The organism is Nonlabens sp. Asnod3-A02 (assembly GCF_045063755.1).
Taxonomy (GTDB): domain Bacteria; phylum Bacteroidota; class Bacteroidia; order Flavobacteriales; family Flavobacteriaceae; genus Nonlabens; species Nonlabens xylanidelens.
This window is the reverse complement of record NZ_JBEFOC010000006.1, coordinates 26,784-42,876: the sequence shown is the minus strand read 5'-3', so window position 1 is coordinate 42,876 and position 16,093 is coordinate 26,784. Positions and strand designations below refer to the sequence as shown.

General features: G+C 34.0%; 15 protein-coding genes. 7 read left to right on the top strand and 8 right to left on the bottom strand.

Going from position 1 to position 16,093, the window contains the following annotated elements:
* Positions 1 to 123 precede the first annotated feature (123 nt).
* The 6 genes from ACJJVN_RS01245 to ACJJVN_RS01220 all read left to right on the top strand — a co-directional run bounded on the left by ACJJVN_RS01245 (position 124) and on the right by ACJJVN_RS01220 (position 3,564).
* The gene (locus ACJJVN_RS01245) at positions 124 to 351 is read left to right on the top strand and encodes a hypothetical protein (protein ID WP_104516606.1); all 228 of its coding nucleotides are present in this window, start codon (positions 124 to 126) and stop codon (positions 349 to 351) included.
* The gene (locus tag ACJJVN_RS01240; protein ID WP_405376886.1) at positions 352 to 930 is read left to right on the top strand and encodes a phosphatase PAP2 family protein; all 579 of its coding nucleotides are present in this window, start codon (positions 352 to 354) and stop codon (positions 928 to 930) included.
* A gap of 6 nt (positions 931 to 936) precedes the next feature.
* Positions 937 to 1,386: an OsmC family protein gene (locus ACJJVN_RS01235; RefSeq protein ID WP_405376884.1), complete on the top strand. Its 450-nt coding sequence runs from the start codon at positions 937 to 939 to the stop codon at positions 1,384 to 1,386.
* A 94-nt stretch (positions 1,387 to 1,480) separates the two neighbouring features.
* Positions 1,481 to 2,338 (top strand): YHYH protein, encoded by an 858-nt coding sequence (locus ACJJVN_RS01230; protein WP_405376882.1) that lies wholly within the window; start codon positions 1,481 to 1,483, stop codon positions 2,336 to 2,338.
* Between the two features lie 52 nt (positions 2,339 to 2,390).
* On the top strand, positions 2,391 to 2,912 hold the full coding sequence (locus ACJJVN_RS01225; RefSeq protein WP_405376881.1) for a toxin-antitoxin system YwqK family antitoxin: 522 nt from the start codon (positions 2,391 to 2,393) through the stop codon (positions 2,910 to 2,912).
* On the top strand, positions 2,833 to 3,564 hold the full coding sequence (locus ACJJVN_RS01220) for an SCO family protein (protein WP_405376879.1): 732 nt from the start codon (positions 2,833 to 2,835) through the stop codon (positions 3,562 to 3,564). Before ACJJVN_RS01225 ends, ACJJVN_RS01220 begins: the two co-directional genes overlap by 80 nt.
* Positions 3,565 to 3,640: 76 nt before the next feature.
* Here ACJJVN_RS01220 and ACJJVN_RS01215 read toward each other — a convergent pair whose 3' ends face one another.
* The 7 genes from ACJJVN_RS01215 to meaB form a co-directional block, all read right to left on the bottom strand.
* The gene (locus tag ACJJVN_RS01215; protein WP_405376877.1) at positions 3,641 to 5,941 is read right to left on the bottom strand and encodes an acyl-CoA dehydrogenase; all 2,301 of its coding nucleotides are present in this window, start codon (positions 5,939 to 5,941) and stop codon (positions 3,641 to 3,643) included.
* Between the two features lie 636 nt (positions 5,942 to 6,577).
* Positions 6,578 to 8,437 carry a M1 family metallopeptidase gene (locus ACJJVN_RS01210; protein WP_405376875.1) on the bottom strand — a complete coding sequence of 620 codons (1,860 nt, stop codon included), beginning with the start codon at positions 8,435 to 8,437 and terminating at the stop codon, positions 6,578 to 6,580.
* Between the two features lie 37 nt (positions 8,438 to 8,474).
* Complete coding sequence (locus ACJJVN_RS01205; RefSeq protein ID WP_405376874.1) at positions 8,475 to 9,218, bottom strand: hypothetical protein; 744 nt, start codon at positions 9,216 to 9,218, stop codon at positions 8,475 to 8,477.
* 2 nt (positions 9,219 to 9,220) lie between these two features.
* The gene (locus ACJJVN_RS01200; protein WP_405376872.1) at positions 9,221 to 9,946 is read right to left on the bottom strand and encodes a hypothetical protein; all 726 of its coding nucleotides are present in this window, start codon (positions 9,944 to 9,946) and stop codon (positions 9,221 to 9,223) included.
* Entirely contained in the window at positions 9,943 to 12,429 is a 2,487-nt protein-coding gene (locus tag ACJJVN_RS01195) for an ATP-binding protein (protein ID WP_405376870.1), read from the bottom strand. The genes ACJJVN_RS01200 and ACJJVN_RS01195 overlap by 4 nt, the downstream gene beginning before the upstream one ends.
* Positions 12,429 to 13,655 carry a DNA cytosine methyltransferase gene (locus ACJJVN_RS01190; protein WP_405376868.1) on the bottom strand — a complete coding sequence of 409 codons (1,227 nt, stop codon included), beginning with the start codon at positions 13,653 to 13,655 and terminating at the stop codon, positions 12,429 to 12,431. The genes ACJJVN_RS01195 and ACJJVN_RS01190 overlap by 1 nt, the downstream gene beginning before the upstream one ends.
* A gap of 65 nt (positions 13,656 to 13,720) precedes the next feature.
* Positions 13,721 to 14,734: a methylmalonyl Co-A mutase-associated GTPase MeaB gene (meaB, locus tag ACJJVN_RS01185; protein ID WP_405376866.1), complete on the bottom strand. Its 1,014-nt coding sequence runs from the start codon at positions 14,732 to 14,734 to the stop codon at positions 13,721 to 13,723.
* A gap of 225 nt (positions 14,735 to 14,959) precedes the next feature.
* On the opposite strand from meaB, the gene ACJJVN_RS01180 reads away from it, so the two are divergent.
* On the top strand, positions 14,960 to 15,550 hold the full coding sequence (locus ACJJVN_RS01180; RefSeq protein ID WP_405376864.1) for an HD domain-containing protein: 591 nt from the start codon (positions 14,960 to 14,962) through the stop codon (positions 15,548 to 15,550).
* A 99-nt stretch (positions 15,551 to 15,649) separates the two neighbouring features.
* On the opposite strand, the gene ACJJVN_RS01175 is transcribed toward ACJJVN_RS01180, so the two are convergent.
* Positions 15,650 to 16,066, bottom strand: a complete 417-nt coding sequence (locus ACJJVN_RS01175) for a hypothetical protein (protein ID WP_405376862.1) — start codon at positions 16,064 to 16,066, stop codon at positions 15,650 to 15,652.
* Positions 16,067 to 16,093: the final 27 nt, after the last annotated feature.

Below are 16,093 nucleotides of genomic sequence, written 5' to 3'. Positions count from 1 at the left end.
CAATTCTATATAGTGAATTCTATATTCAGAATTTATTAGATTGCATCATTAAATAAGGTAAAGCTGGTTTTAAAAGAGATTAATCGATACTAAAACGATATTTTTACCTAATAAAAACAACTAATGGAACTTCCTAGATTTCTTATGGGCGATAACGTTCATTATCCTGAAGATATTTTTGTCATTCACCTAGATTACCCAAGATTTATCATCAACCTTAAAGATGATGAGGTAGAGTTTCTAGAAGAGGTGACTAAAGAAGATGCTGAGGAGCTAGAAGAAGAAACTAAAAATCTTATCGAAGAAGCGAGCAGATTCTATGATGAGCAAATGGAACTTTACGAAAAGTAAATGGAAGATATCAAACAATTAGACTGGGACGCGACACTTTTTCTTAACGATTGGGGTAATGATGCTGTAGATTTATTCTTTAACGTTATCACTCATAAGCTGTACGCGATTCCTTTATATCTCTTTGTTTTATATATTTTATATAAGAAACTGGGTACACGCAATCTAGTTATTGCATTAATAGCTATAGCGTTACTAATAACCTGTAGCGATCAACTAGCTAGTTTCTTTAAAGACAGCATGGAAAGATTCCGCCCTTTTAGAGAGCCAGCATTAGAAGGACTTATTTCTAAAGTAGGTAAGAGTGGCGGTACTTATGGGTTTTATAGTGGTCATGCCAGCAGCGCCGTTGCGCTAGCCACATTCTTGTGGTTTCTATTAAAGAGAAAACATAAAACGATAGGTACCGTTATGATCGTCTGGTCAGTATTAGTAGCCTATAGCCGTGTCTACCTAGGGGTTCACTATTTAGGAGATGTGCTTATGGGCGCTTTTATGGGGCTTATTTTAGGTTTAATTTTTGTCTGGTTGTACGCTTTCGCGAAAGCGAGATACGGAATATCTACAACGATAATTTAAAAATAGATGAAAAAGGAATTTCATTTTGAAGTCCATACCCAATGGCAAAAAAATCAATTTGTTAATCCTAAAACTCATACTTCTACAATTGATGGAAAGGAGAGTATAAACGTCAGCGCCGCTAGAGAATTTAAAGGCGAGCCAGATAAACGTAATCCAGAAGATTTACTACTTAGCGCACTTTCTTCCTGTCATATGATGTCTTACTTCTATGTATGCCAGCAGGAAGGGATAGAAATTATGGGTTATAAAGACACAGCAAGTGGAATACTCGAGTTACATCCCGATGCTAGTGGCGGTTTTAAAACAGTCCAGTTAAATCCTGTAGTTACTATTAAAAATAACGATCAAAAATCTCTAGCGATAAGCTTGCATGAAAAAGCACACCAACTTTGTTTTATTGCAAATTCTATTAATTTTAAGATTAAAATAACTGTTAAGATTAATATTTTATAATTTATTTAAGAATTAATTAAACCTTTATGTATTTTGTAAGTCTAATAGTTTAATGACGTACGGGAAGTACCTCTTTCACTTAAAATTATTGACTATGAAATTACTTTCAAAAAAAATAATGTTGAACCTACTAGTACTAGGGTTAACTTCAGGAGCTCTATTAACTTCATGTGGGTCTGACGACGATGCGTCATCAGGCACTCCAACAGATGATGACGGTGGTGTTGCCACTACAGAATTACACGCTGCCTTTGCAGACTTTGATTCTAATAATGTGACAGCGATGGTAAGTGGTTCTAATTTTGTTATAGAAACTAACGGTTTGCCTAATCATACTTCTCCATACTGGTCTAATACTAACACACGTTCTTTAACAGGTCCAGATGGAAACGTGGTAGTAACTGGGCCAGCGGCTACAGATCACGTATTATATGTAGACCCTACTGTAACTAGTGAGGCAGAAATGGCACCTGGTAATATTGACGATTTTAATGGTTCTTACACATTAACAGTTCCTGCATCTCCAGCGTTAGCTTCTAGTTCATCTGCTACAGGATTAGGTGCTATAGGAATTGCTGTAAGTGGTTCTGTTATTTATAATGATGAAGAAGGTCCTAATGTACCTCTTGATAATGCAGTAGGTTCTCTAGATTATACAGCTGCACACACAGGTCCACAGAGTTATCATTACCACTTAGAACCTAAGGCTTTTTCTGATGATGATGATGCGTTAATAGGTATTATATCTGATGGTTTCTTTATCTACGGTAGAAAATGTAACTCTACAGGTACATATCCTACAGATCTTGATGCGTCTGGCGGTCATACATCTACAACGCAGCACACAACTACTGCAGAGTATCATTACCACATTCAAAACGAGTTATATTTAAGTCAGTATTACATCATATTCCCAGGAGATTATCAAGGTACAGCAAATAACATACAGTAGTATATTCTTATTTATTATCGCTTTAACGATAGGTTGTAAAAATGATTCTCAAATGGAGAATTCAATACAGCTGGTAGAAGTGGATAAAAAGGAATTGACTTTAAAACCTAATGAAGGGCTTCTTCTTTTTAAAGAGCAGCCCTTTACAGGATATGCGGTGCAACATTATAATAAAGATGTCATGGCAGAGAAGATCGCCTACCTTAATGGTAAACGTAATGGAATTTATAAAAAGTGGTTTGAAACAGGATTGCTCAGTTTTGAATCTAATTATAAAAACGGTTTACAAGATGGAACCACTAGATCGTGGTGGAGTAATGGGAATTTAAGATCTGTAGCTTTATTTGAAAATGGTATAGCACAAGGTAAACAGACCCAATATTACAAGTCTGGTTCTATTTTTAAAGAAATGAATCTACTTAATGGACGTGAAGACGGCATGCAAACCGCTTATCGCGAAAACGGAAAAATCTACAATAATTATGAAGCAAAAAATGGCAGAATCTTTGGTCTTAAAAGAGCAACTCTTTGCTTTAACCTCGAGAACCAGTCTGTGGTGTCTGATACTTTGTAGTGTTTTATTTATTTCTAGCTGTAAAACAGAACCTGAAAAAACAACGACATTAAGAATACAAAAAAATGAAAGTAGAGTAGAGGCACTGCCATATTATGGTGAGGCTAGTTTTACTCCACAATGGTTTTCTAGTGATAGCGATTCTCTAAAAGATTTTCATAAAATTCCTGATTTTGAGTTGACTAATCAAAATGGGCAAATCGTTACTAATAAGACCTTTGATAATAAAATCTATATCACAGATTTCTTTTTTACAGTATGCCCAGGTATATGTCCTAAAATGGCCGAAAATATGACTCGTATTCAAGAGGAGTTTTTACAAAGTGACGATGTTATGTTACTTTCTCATTCTGTAACTCCAGATTTTGATACACCAGAGGTTTTACAAAAATATGCGGAAAGAAAAAAGGTGAATCCTAATAAATGGCATCTAGTCACTGGAGATAAGGAAGTCATTTATAATCTAGGAAGAAATGAATACTTTGTAGAAGAAGATCTGGGAGAAATAAAAAGTAATGATGATTTTTTACATACAGAGAACTTTATTCTAGTAGATAAAAACCGACATATACGAGGTATTTATAATGGTTTAAACACCACATCGATTAACCATCTTATAGCAGATGTAAAGACATTACAAAACGAACAATAATCTTTAATTACTTATTATATAATCCATCTTTAAGAACAAGATTTAATACTCGTTTTTAAAGATGGATTTTCAGATTTTAATAAAACTTCAAAGCTGTTTTTGTCATGTGTCTAGGTATATCAAAGGCATCAACTAACTGCTGACTTTCTTCTTTTAACTCTTTACAAAGCTTTGCAACAAGCTTATTTATGGCCAACGACTTTGATCCTGATATGTAATCATGTTCTAAGTACCAGCCTTTATTTTTCTCAATTAGGTGTAAAGCATATAGGTTTTTAAGTGATGTCAGTACTTCTTTAACACTATCGTCCTTTTGTTCATCAATAGTAACGATAAATCGTTCTAGAACCACTCGATCTATATAGGCGCTCGCCATATCAATTAAATGTACTTGAACATCTAGGAAGGCATCATAACTATCCATTCCATTTTTAATTTTCTTACTTAATCGCATAGCAAGTGTGCGTAAAGAGAACTCTTCTCGATACGTAAAGGCATCGATCTGAAACTCGTTGCTTAATAAATGACCTTCAGACGTGTCTCTAGTCACGAGAGGATTCAACTCACTTAAATTAGTGGAAGCAATACTAGATATATATTTGAGAGTATCCCACCAGTCCATTTTACCAAATTGCTTTTTAAAATAGGTCAAACGACTTTTAGCTGTTAATTGTAACAACACGGTATTATCTCCTTCAAATGTGGTAAATATGTCTGTATCTGCTTTAAGTAGATCAAAATACATTTCACTTAAATAGCCTTTTCCTCCACAAGATTCTCTACATATCTGTATAGTTTCTGTAGTGTTCCATGTGCTCAGTGCTTTTAATCCTGCAGCTAGTGCTTCTACTTGCTGGCTATCTGCTTCTTTATTATTTGAATAATCATTTAATAAGAAATCATGAGCAAAGTCATAAGCAAAGACATTTGCAATTAACGGCATCAATTTCTTTTGATGTGTAGGATAATCCATAACAGATTGCTCTTCTTTTCCTGGTGGTCCGAATTGTTTGCGTTCTAGTGCAAAATAAACAGCCATATTCAAAGCTTTTTTTGCAGCAGATTGTCCTGCAATAGGGACACAAAGTCTACCACCCACTAGAGTTCCTAGCATGGTAAAGAAACGTTTTGAAGAACTGCTTATAGGGCTGTTGTATTTACCGTCTTCGTCCACATCACCAAATTTATTCAGCAAATTTTCTTTTGGAATTTTTACAGCATTGAAATGTAACGTACCATTATCCACACCATTTAATCCCATCTTATGACCATTATCACCTATTGTAATATTATCTAAGGTATTTCCTTTACTATCTCTAATAGGCACTAGAAAAGCATGAATACCGTGCTCTTCTTCATTCACTATAAGTTGAGCAAACACGGTTGCCATTTGAGCATGCATGCCAGCATTACCTATGTATGTTTTTCTATCGTATTGTGATGGAGTATTAATGATAAAGGTCTTATCATCTGGTTGATAAATAGCTGTGGTCTGTAATGCTTTTACATTACTACCATGGTGCATTTCAGTCATGGCAAAACAACCTGGTAATGCCATCGTACCTATATCTTTTAAATACTTATCATGATGGATTTTAGTACCTAAAGATTCTACACTACCACCGAATAATCCAAAATGAACTCCAAACTTGATTGTTAAACTCAAATCATACTTAGATACCTCTTCAAAAACAGCAGCGTATTTTGGCATAGAGCCAGATCCACCATAAGCTGGCGGATAGGCTAGGTTTCCTAAACCTGCGTTTGCTAGTTCTTTACACCATTTTAGTACTTTTTCTTTGCGCGTTTTTAAATCGTCGTCATAACTTTCTATAGCTTCTTTATGAGGGTCAAGAATACTTTGGACTCTAGATTTAATGTCCGGATAACCATGTTGTAAAAGAGCTTTTAAAGGTTTAGAATATGCCTTTTCAGATAAGTTTTCTGTAGGTAAGTATGTTGAGGTGACAGGATCGTTTTCATAAACAGATCGCAGTGCTTCACGACTTACTATCCCTAGATAATCTTCTATTAAATGGAGCGATTCTTTAGTTTCATCATTTACCCAATCCTCTGTGTCTTCCTTCTTTGCAAGTTGTGCACCAATGGAAAATAAATCTGATTTTTCAGATGGATTTAAAAGATCTGCATTTTGTTTTATGTAGTTTTTCCAATAAGCCAGTACTCTAGCAGATGGTGGATTTTGAGGATTCAACCATTTACAAACCATATCTTTGGTTTCTTTTTTTATGGTTTTGTTCTCATTAATCTTTTTATTGATAAAATTTATTTCGGTCTCTTCCAGAACACCATCAGCCCATGCGATATATAATAAAGGTAAGAATGGTAATAAGGGATCTTGTATGGAAACTGACATGCTTTTAATTTTAAATTATCAATGCGATTTAAGAATGATAAAAGATACTTTAAAAATTAATTATGAACCAACATTTAACGTATTCTATGAATTGAGTTCTTTTCTCACCTATGGAAAGGATCTTATAAATATAAAGAATACCAGATGCTCCTTGCCTTAGTCCCTGATAATTTGCTTGAGCAAATTTCTGGGATAGGCGAGGACAGATTGGCCTCGCGGCAGCAGCCGTGATGCAATCAGGAGTGGTTGAAGGATGCTTGTATAAAGAAAAGCTTAGATTTAATTACGACAACGTGTCAACCTATCCGACCAAAACTCGCTACCGCTCGTTTTGTCCACCTTTCCTCATCTGAGGAAAGGAGCTTTTAAATGTTAAGAATGTAATAGGCTCTTTGCCTTAGTCCCTGATAATTTGCTTGAGCAAATTTCTGGGATAGGCGAGGACAGATTGGCTTCGCGGCACTAGCCGTGATGCAATCAGGAGTGGTTGAAGGATGCTTGTATAAAGAAAAGCTTAGATTTAATTACCAACATCGTATCAACCTATCCGACCAAATCTCGCTACCGCTTGTTTTGCCCACCTTTCCTTAAATTAGAAAATGAGCTGTTAGAATAAATAGTGAATTTGGAAATAAACTATTTGTACCCCAACATCTCATCCACCGTATTTGCGGTCACACTGTGATAGTTGCCTCTAGCGGTTTTGTAAATTTCTAGGGCTTCGTCTATTCTGTCCGCTTTCGCGAAAGCGTTAAAAAGAGTAGTAACATACCAACGTCTTCCTACTGTATTCAAGAATTCTGAAATTTTAGAATCAACATTATTACCATCATAACCGTTTAAAATAGACTGTTCAAACCATACCATACTGATATATGAATTGCTAGAGTTGGTAAAATCAAAGGTGTCGTCTAGCTGTTTCATTTGTTCTAAAGTTATACCTGGAGGGAAATTACGTACGAAATGCACCCATTCTTGTGGTGTCCAGTTTTGTGTTACGGCAGTGTCTATTTTATTTGTTTCTAAGAACTGCTCTAGTGTAATTTCTACATTAGAAAACGCATCAGACTCTATGATTGCTGCATTTTCTGGCACACCAGGCTGGTAAATCCATTCCTCAGTATTGAAAGTAACGTTGTTTTTCTCCAGTAAATTTTCGTTGAGGTAAGTGATAAAGTCTTCTGTATTTGTAGTGGAGAATGCATTTTTCTTAAAATATGATTTTAAGAAAGCATCCATTTTTGCTCGCCCTACGCTTTCTTCTAGCGTGCGTAAAAACAGATAGCCTTTGTCATAAGCGATGCTGTTCATACCATCATCTGGATTGCGGCCTTTTAGATCTAGTTTTAACTTTGTGTCATTAGGTGACTCACTCAATGCTTCTAACTCGTCTTCAAGATCCTGACGACCTATTAATGCAAGCATATTAGCTCGGTCCTTACCGTAAAGCGCTTCCATAATTCTAGTTTCAAAATAAACGGTAAAACCTTCATTAAGCCAGAAGTCATTCCATGTCGCGTTAGTCACTAAATTACCGGACCAAGAATGGGCCAACTCATGTGCCACAAGAGAAGTCAAACTTTTATCTCCTGCAATAACTGTAGGCGTAGCAAATGTCAATCGCGGATTTTCCATACCACCGAAAGGAAAACTAGGCGGCAACACAATCACATCAAACTGTTCCCAATCATAAACTCCGTATAAATTCTCTGCTGCAACGACCATTTTTTCCATATCAGAAAACTCTTCGTGCACCTTGTCCAGCATTGATTTCTCAGCATAAACACCAGTACGTTTGCTTATCGCTTTGTATTCTATATCACCTACGGCAAGAGCGATGAGGTATGCCGGAATAGGTTGTTCCATCTTGAATTTGTAAACGCCATCTGCTGTTTTCTCTTTAGGGTTCTCAGCACTCATAACTGCCATAAGCTGTGCAGGAACTTTTACAGTCGCATCATAAGTAATACGCACTTGCGGACTGTCCTGAATAGGAATCCATGTTCGAGTTAAAATGGCTTGACCTTGTGTAAATAAAAATGGATTCGTCTTGTCTGCTGTTTGTTGAGCGTTGAGCCATTGTAAGGCTTCTGTTTTTGCCGTGGTAGAGTAGGTGACAGCAATTTGTTTAGTGTCTTCTTTAATAACAACGGTTAACGGTTGTCCTAATGATTCATCAAAATCACCTAATTCAAAATCAGTTTCTTCACCATTTTGAGTAACGCTTTCAATTTCTAAGAATTTGCTATCTAGAATGATTTGCGTCGCACCATTATTGAAAATTTCATAAGTTGCCGTACCGCTAATTACTTGTGTTTCAAAATCTACATTAATATCGAGATCTAGATGTGTAGTTACTGCATCATTAGGTTGTGCGTAGGAATGGGATTCTTCTAGGTAGGTTTTACCTATTTCTTCAACTTCATTATATTCTTTGGGTTGGTAGCAAGATGTTACGATGAATAGGCAGGTTATTAGGGTTATTAGGTTTTTCATTTTTAAAAAGGCTTAAGATTATAAAATGTATAAAATCTTAGATTAATTTTTCATTACCGTCACCATACACCTTTATTTCTTGTTTAAATGTATAAAGATAATTTGCTATTAATTTTCTTTCACTTAACTTTTTTTGATTAACTAAGTAGTGACTTATTTTTTGATTAGTAATAAATTGGATAAGTTTAACCAATTCTAAAAAGTTGTAGTCTTTATTGATCCCTATTCTAATACTCTTTTTGATAATGTCGTTAATCTCGGTTTTTAGGGCTTGTTCAATCTTTCCAAGAGAAATACCATTTTTGCTTTCTTCACCTTGTTCTTTAAGTTCCTCTATCGAGGTAGGTAGATCTCCGAATCCTAAAAAAACTTTTGCTCCATTTTCAACTGATTTTTTTCCTAATTGAGCATTAGAATTACAGGACAAAGAAATTATTTTTTTTTCATTAAAAACCTCAATATTATGGATGTTTATGAAATTGTCTTCATAAAAATAACTGTCTGGTTGCTCAGCTTTAATAAGTTCATTTTCTAAAGTGCCGTAATTATCTGCTTTAGCACCATACAAACAATTACTTTTTCCATGTCCCATAAAAAGTAATAATCCATTTCCAGAAAATTTTTTAATAACTTCTAAACATTCCTTGTGAGACCTTTCATTAGGCTTAATACTAAAATAATGTACGCTATCATGAAATTCAGCAAGTAAATGATTTTTTATTCTATCTAAGAAACTAGTTGATTTATCATAAGGATGAATAATTAAAACCTTTTTGCTCATACTTAAATCTTTTCTGTAAGATATGCAATGACTTGCTGAATGATTTCTCTTTTAAACTCAACTCCAAGAATATCATCCTTCTCTAAGATGTCTGCAACTTCTGCGTAAGACATCCCATTAAATTTTTCGGCTATAAAATTATTTTCAAAAACAAAATCAGGATATAATCTTAAGGCTTGTGTTACAATTAATTCTGTAGATTGAATATCATCTTTTAGAAACTTTAAAATTATGGAATCCCTGTCATCTCTATCTAAATATTCGTGTACACTATATTTAATTAATGACTTTATTTTTCCTAATCCCTTTTGTTTTATTATTGCTCTGTCTGGTTCGCTCGGTGTTTTTAGAATTCCTAAGTTAGGTTCAATAATATTTTTAAGAACTTGGTCTAAAACACCAGAGTAAACTAATTTAGGTGTGTACCTAAATAATCTTTTGTTATTAAAATTGCGTAAAAGTTCTACTCCATTAATATCCTCATCATCTAATTCATAATCAAAAGCAATAATGTCGAATACTAGATTTTTGTACCTTTTTTTTGCTTCTTTTTCTACTTTAACGATATCAATTTTCCCTAAAGAAAGAACTTCAGTAAATGCGGTATTCCCAACATCAAATTGTCTGCAATCTAAATCAATTCCTTTATGGCTTGCATCTCTAACCAATTGCTTAATTTCTTCAGTTTGGTCATCGTTATCTATGATTAAACAACTTCTTTTTATCATTTAATTATAATTTCAAAACAGGCACCTTTAAGTTTAATATTATTGCCAATTAATTTAATAGTTCCATTCATAGATTTTAAACCTTCTCTAACTGAGTTTAAACCAATTCCAGAACCGCCATTTGTTGTTGTTATACCTAGTTCAAAGATTTTATTTTTTGACTTTTCATTTTCCAAAAAATTTTCAGCTACACCATTTCCATCATCAGAAAAGAGAATTCTTAATTCTTCTTTTAAAGGATTAGTCATTTCAATCTCAATTAAACTAGCATCTGCTTTTTCAGAATTTGATATTAGGTCGTCAAGAACAACAGACATATCTAAAACACTAAATTTCTTCGTTAATGTCGCATTCTCCTCAATAATTTGAAACCCAAGTTCGTTTCTTGGGTAGATATCAGAATAAATTTCAATGTACTGTTTAATATAAAGTACAACATCAGCTATTTGAGCATTTCTATCTGTTTTAAAGTTGGAGCGTGTAATAATTTTGCTAATCTTATTTGCCTTTTCAGATTGAAACTTAATTGCACCTAAAGATTTTAGTAAGGAATTTTTAGTATAAGAATTGTTTAATATCTTATCATATAAATTATCTATACTACTACTAATTTTTCTCGAAGTAATTTTTATGTTATGTACGAGACCTTTAGCATCTTCGGTAAGCGTTCTAGATGATGTTTTTAAGTAGGTGTTTTTTTCTTTTTCTAATTCTAGTTCTTCTTGAAGTTTTATTGTTTCATCTTCCAATCTCTTGGTTTCGTCTTCAAGTTCTTTTGTTTCTCCAAACTTCTTTTGAAGTTCCGATTTCAATGTGCCTAATTCCTTTTTGAGAAGCTCGATTTGATTCTCTTTACCAGGGAAACTTTCTATCTCATTCTCAGAACTACTTAATTCATTTATTAGTTTAGAAATCTGTTCAGACGAAAGAGCTTTATTATTCAGTTGCCCTACAATTGAGTCTATTTCTGCTTTTGCCTTTTTTGCTTGTTCATTAGCTAATTCAGAAACTAAACCTTTGTTGATTGACAAAGAAATTATTTCATCACTTTTACTATTAATGATTTTTTCTATAACAGAGATTACACGTCTATTTCTGGTTAATAAATCTTCTTTATATTCTTCTTTCTCTTCATTCCAATTTTTATCATTGAGAACTTTACTCTCAATTTTATTTTCAATTTCTTTTGGAACACTATCCCAATTAATCCCTTCAACTACGAATCTTTCTAATCTTCTAAAAGTTTTAAAATAAAGACCGTAAGGGGAATCGTTTTTAGTAAGTTGTTCGAAATGTCTGTTGTTATCAACGCCAGAGCGATTTGAAATAATGAAAAAATTATCCTCATCTTCATCAAACTCAACTCCATTTATTTCAATTCTTCCAATTACTTCGCGTGTCCCTAAAAATCTATTATACCCTTGCCCTTTTCTTAATTCCATGCCTAACCAGTCATTGCCATCATCGCCATAGGGTGGAATTCTAAAACCATTTATAAATAGAAAAATAGAACCAAATTCTTTTGACCTTATTCCTGTTTGTCTTTTGAAATAGGCTTTTGAATATGGATTGAGGTAATAAATATGAATCTCAATATCTTTTAATAAGCTGTAAACGTTGTTCTCTGTTAGAGTAAATATTTCATTACCTCGGTCTCTTAATGTGGTAGTTATAGTTTTTCCATCTTTTGAAATGTTCGCCTTTATGTAGGTTGCTTTAAAGTCCAATTTGTTAAAAATCCTATTTTTAACAATACCATTTACCTTTTCACTTTCTGACAAACCCAATTCAACTTTTTTGAATTCATCAGCTTCAATTACTACATCGAAAGATTCAGCTTCAAAGTTTTGATTTGGATTAATAAAACGTTCAAGCTGCCTTTTTAGTGATTGAATTTTTGATAAGTCCCATTCTTCTCTTAAGTTACTGATGAACAAAGTTGTTCCCGTAACGAATTTTTCAAGCTTAGTTTCGTTGACATATTGTTCAATTGAAATTTCATCTAGTTCGAAATCTACATCCTGAATGTTTTTTTCAATGTCATCAACTTTTTCAAATTCAGTCCAGTCTATTGAAAGTTTTAATAATGGTTTTCCACTTTTCTTAGTGTAAATAACCAAGGATTTACCCAATCTATCGCAGGAAAATCTACCAACTCCTTTATTACCTGCTAACTGCCTGTTAAACTCTTCTTTTTTTGATTTTTTTTCGGAATAAGCAATGTTTAACCATTTGTTGATAAGGTCATATTCTGACATTCCTGAGCCAGTATCACGAAGTATAATTTTAGACTCGTTATGTTTTTTAAAATCTTTTGTAGATACCCCAGTTAATAAATCTCTGAAAATTAGTTTTGCTTGATTTGAACCTGCATCAAAGGAATTTTTGACTAACTCTAAAACAGCGATATTATCATCTGTAATTAAATCTTTTCCAATTATACTTTTTAAGAGGATATTTGTTCTAAAACTAACTTTAGCCATTATATAATTGAGTTTAAAATATGTCCAGCTTGTTCTCCAAACAAAGGTGGTATAGCATTTCCAATTTGTGAATATCTAGGAACTTCTTGTGTTCTTCTCTTTCCGCCTGTGGTATATTTACCTTTAAACTCGTACCAATCGTTAAAGGATTGAATTCTCGCATATTCTCTAACTGTGAAAATTCTAGGTTCACAATAATGCACGTAGTCATCTGGTAAAGTTGTAATGGTTGGAGAAGGAGAGTCTCCAGATAATGGAATTATAGTGCGTTTTTTAAGATTAAATTTTTCTTTTATTTCATCAGATAGCGTTCTGTTTTTATCTGCATACTTTAAGATGTATTTTAATTTTTTAACAGTATGATCTGTATGTTTTGCAAACCTATGACTATCAGGTATTCTTGTGTTTATATCTCCTTTTAAAAGTTTCTGATAACTTGAGTTGGTTTTATTATACAAACTAGTTTTAAACGATGCCGTATCTGGTGAAATAGCTTCATTTTTTCTGAGTAAATCAGAAATAGCATCTTCAAGAGTATTTGTTAAGCCAATTCCCTTTCTAACGAGAAATTGATCTCTTTCTTTTTTTATAGAAGCAAAGAATTCTTCTGGGCTTGTTTGCTCTGCAATATCTTTTCTTATTCCTACTAGAATAAATCGCGTTCTTTTTTGTGGCACTCCATATTCAGAAAAATCTATAAGTCTTCCTTCTACTTTATAACCAAAATAATTTTTATTTTTTGGTGTATAACGCAAAGCTCTCTTTACATATTCAGAATAAACTAATCCTTTCATCTTATTCTTATCAAACTTTTGCGTAAATCCTTTTACATTTTCAAAGAAGATTACTTTAGGTTGTACCTGTCTTATGAACCTGATATAAGATTTAATCAATTTATTTCTTAGGTCATTTTCATTTCTTTTTCCGGCGGTTGAAAAACCTTGACATGGTGGGCCACCTGCTACCATATCTATTTTGCCTCTTAATTCTTTAAGTTCAGAAGGATAATTCTTTATGATCTCATTGATGTCATGATTTGACTTAGGTAACCAATCAGGCCAATCGAAATGATTATTATTTTCTATTAAATTGTGATTAAATGTTTTAAAAGCATCTGGACTTTTTTCAATGGCGAAATGACCTTTCCATAATCCTGAATTGAATAACCCTAACGAGAGTCCGCCGCATCCTGCAAACAAATCAATATATGTTTTTTTCTCGCTCATGTTATAATTTTAGAAACTATTCTAGTATTTTACAAATATATTACCTTTTAATGAGGTTTAATCTTTCACAACCCCAACAATTCTCCAGCAGCATCAAAAGGACTTTTCTCTTTACTCAAAACCTCTTGTTCTAAAACAGCCAGTTTTGCAATCACTTCTGGTCGGTTGTAGAAGTTGGTTTTAATGGCGTCTTCTATGGTCTGGTGGAACCAGTAGAGTTCTTGTGCGTTGCGTTTATTGGTAAAGCTTTGGTTATCGGTTGCGTGTGCTTTATAGTTGTTGATTTCTTCTATGACTTCTGTAATTCCGACACCATTTAAACCGCTACAAGTAAGTACTTGAGTAGGCCAGTTGTGATCTTTGCTAGGCATTAAATGAACGGCATTTTTGAATTCGCGTCTGGCGTGTTTTGCGGCTAGTTGGTTATCGCCATCGGCTTTATTGATGATTATGGCATCTGCCATTTCCATGATACCGCGTTTTATACCTTGTAAATCATCGCCGGCGCCTGCCAGTTTTAGGAGTAAAAAGAAATCGGTCATGGAGTGGACTGCGGTCTCGCTTTGTCCTACACCTACGGTTTCTACTATGATAAAGTCGTATCCTGCTGCCTCACATAAAATAATAGCCTCACGTGTTTTACGTGCCACGCCGCCTAATGTGGTTCCTGCTGGACTCGGTCTGATAAAGGCTTGGTCGCTTTTAACCAGTTCTTCCATTCTGGTTTTATCGCCTAGAATGCTGCCTCGTGAGATGTTACTGGATGGATCTATGGCGAGCACGGCTACTTTCTTGCCATGTTCTATAAGCTGTCTTCCCAGCGATTCTATAAAGGTAGATTTTCCCACGCCTGGCACACCGGTAATTCCTAATCTAAAGGAGTTTCCTGAGTAGGGTAGAGCTTGCTTAATTATTGCTTTCGCGAAAGCGGAATCACCACCAGCTGTGCTCTCCACTAGAGTTATCGCACGACTCAATGCGCTTACCTGTCCTGAATGTAGGTCGTTAAAAAGGCGATTCACATTTACCGCTTCTTTCTTACGTTTTAAATTAGGATTGATATGAGAATTTTGAGACAAGTCGGTGGTGTTTAAAGGCTGATTGATTAACAAATTTAAGTGAAGTTATAAAATTAAATGACGCACTTTAAAATTTCTATACAATACTTATAGGCACTTGAATATTACAGCGTAAATTCTTACGATAAAATCCACCATTTTAAATAATATATGACTTTAACGGCCGTTAAAATTGTGGTCTTATTATCCATAACTAGACGAGGCCAATTTATAAAGTACATTTTTATGAATGATCAATTAATTGAAATAGTAAAAGAGTATTGTAAAAACCTTATCGAGAATAGTCATTGTAAAAACTATTCTTTTCATAACTGGTTGCATACTCGCAATGTCGCTCTTGCTTGCTCTCAAATTGCACAGCAAGAAGAAATGGATAATACCTCTAGAGAGTTACTGATTATTGCTGCTTATTTTCATGATACAGGTAATGCGATAACTATAGAAGGTCACGAAGAGTTGAGTTGCACATTTGCCGAGAGATTTCTCAAAAAGCATGATTATCCAGAAGATAAAATTCTTACCATAAAGAATTTAATTAAAGTGACTAAACTACCGCAGACTCCTCAAAATCACCTAGAACAAATCATGTGTGATTCTGATTTAAGTCATTTAGGTAGTGTGAATTTTATGGATTTAAACAGCAGTTTACGTGCAGAGTGGCAGCACACGATGTCTTTAAATTTTACAGATCAAGAATGGTTAGATTTAAACCTGTCCTTTCTAGAAAATCATCATTTCTATACCCAATATGCACAGTCACAGTTTACTCCTAAATTGGCTTGTAATATTTCTAAGTTGAAAGAAAAATTTGCTTGATCTAAGTAATTAGATTTTACAGATTTAAAAGAGTTTTTTAGATTCCGCTTTCGCGAAAGCGAGATAAGAACCGTCCTTTTCTTCATAAGAGTTGTGTTATTAATTTTTAGTAAAACTTAAAGCGATTTTCCCACCTATAAAAGCCATAGGAATATAAGCTACTACTATATCTAGCACGGTAAACCATAGCGGTCCAGGCAACATGATGTTTATGGCAATACCACCCAATAAGAACAATATACCTATAGCAAGAGCAAATTTCATTTTATGATTTGCCGCGATAAGTGCTGCAATGATAGCACCTACCAGAGTGCCTAATGCGTGTGCTAGAAATGGAAATGTAAAATATTGAGCGTCTAGAGTAGGCATAACTTGTGCAAAAGCCTCCATGTCGCTGGGATCTAAACCTTCTATAGGGTAAATCTTGTGACCTAAAGTAATGAAGCCCATATTTATGGCACTACCTATAAGCCAGCCTGCTATTACGGCTATTATATTTCTAAAAAGAGGTTTCATAATAGTTGGTTTCAGGATTTAAAAATA

Bases quoted from the DNA above. Each gene is read 5' to 3' on its own strand.
- ACJJVN_RS01235 (WP_405376884.1), top strand. From the start codon at position 937: ATGAAAAAGGAATTTCATTTTGAAGTCCATACCCAATGGCAAAAAAAT.
- ACJJVN_RS01180 (WP_405376864.1), top strand. From the start codon at position 14,960: ATGAATGATCAATTAATTGAAATAGTAAAAGAGTATTGTAAAAACCTT.
- ACJJVN_RS01215 (WP_405376877.1), bottom strand. From the start codon at position 5,941: ATGTCAGTTTCCATACAAGATCCCTTATTACCATTCTTACCTTTATTA.
- ACJJVN_RS01190 (WP_405376868.1), bottom strand. From the start codon at position 13,655: ATGAGCGAGAAAAAAACATATATTGATTTGTTTGCAGGATGCGGCGGA.
- ACJJVN_RS01240 (WP_405376886.1), top strand. From the start codon at position 352: ATGGAAGATATCAAACAATTAGACTGGGACGCGACACTTTTTCTTAAC.
- ACJJVN_RS01230 (WP_405376882.1), top strand. From the start codon at position 1,481: ATGAAATTACTTTCAAAAAAAATAATGTTGAACCTACTAGTACTAGGG.
- ACJJVN_RS01210 (WP_405376875.1), bottom strand. From the start codon at position 8,437: ATGAAAAACCTAATAACCCTAATAACCTGCCTATTCATCGTAACATCT.
- ACJJVN_RS01195 (WP_405376870.1), bottom strand. From the start codon at position 12,429: ATGGCTAAAGTTAGTTTTAGAACAAATATCCTCTTAAAAAGTATAATT.
- ACJJVN_RS01205 (WP_405376874.1), bottom strand. From the start codon at position 9,218: ATGAGCAAAAAGGTTTTAATTATTCATCCTTATGATAAATCAACTAGT.
- ACJJVN_RS01200 (WP_405376872.1), bottom strand. From the start codon at position 9,946: ATGATAAAAAGAAGTTGTTTAATCATAGATAACGATGACCAAACTGAA.
- ACJJVN_RS01220 (WP_405376879.1), top strand. From the start codon at position 2,833: ATGGCAGAATCTTTGGTCTTAAAAGAGCAACTCTTTGCTTTAACCTCG.
- ACJJVN_RS01225 (WP_405376881.1), top strand. From the start codon at position 2,391: ATGGAGAATTCAATACAGCTGGTAGAAGTGGATAAAAAGGAATTGACT.
- ACJJVN_RS01245 (WP_104516606.1), top strand. From the start codon at position 124: ATGGAACTTCCTAGATTTCTTATGGGCGATAACGTTCATTATCCTGAA.
- ACJJVN_RS01175 (WP_405376862.1), bottom strand. From the start codon at position 16,066: ATGAAACCTCTTTTTAGAAATATAATAGCCGTAATAGCAGGCTGGCTT.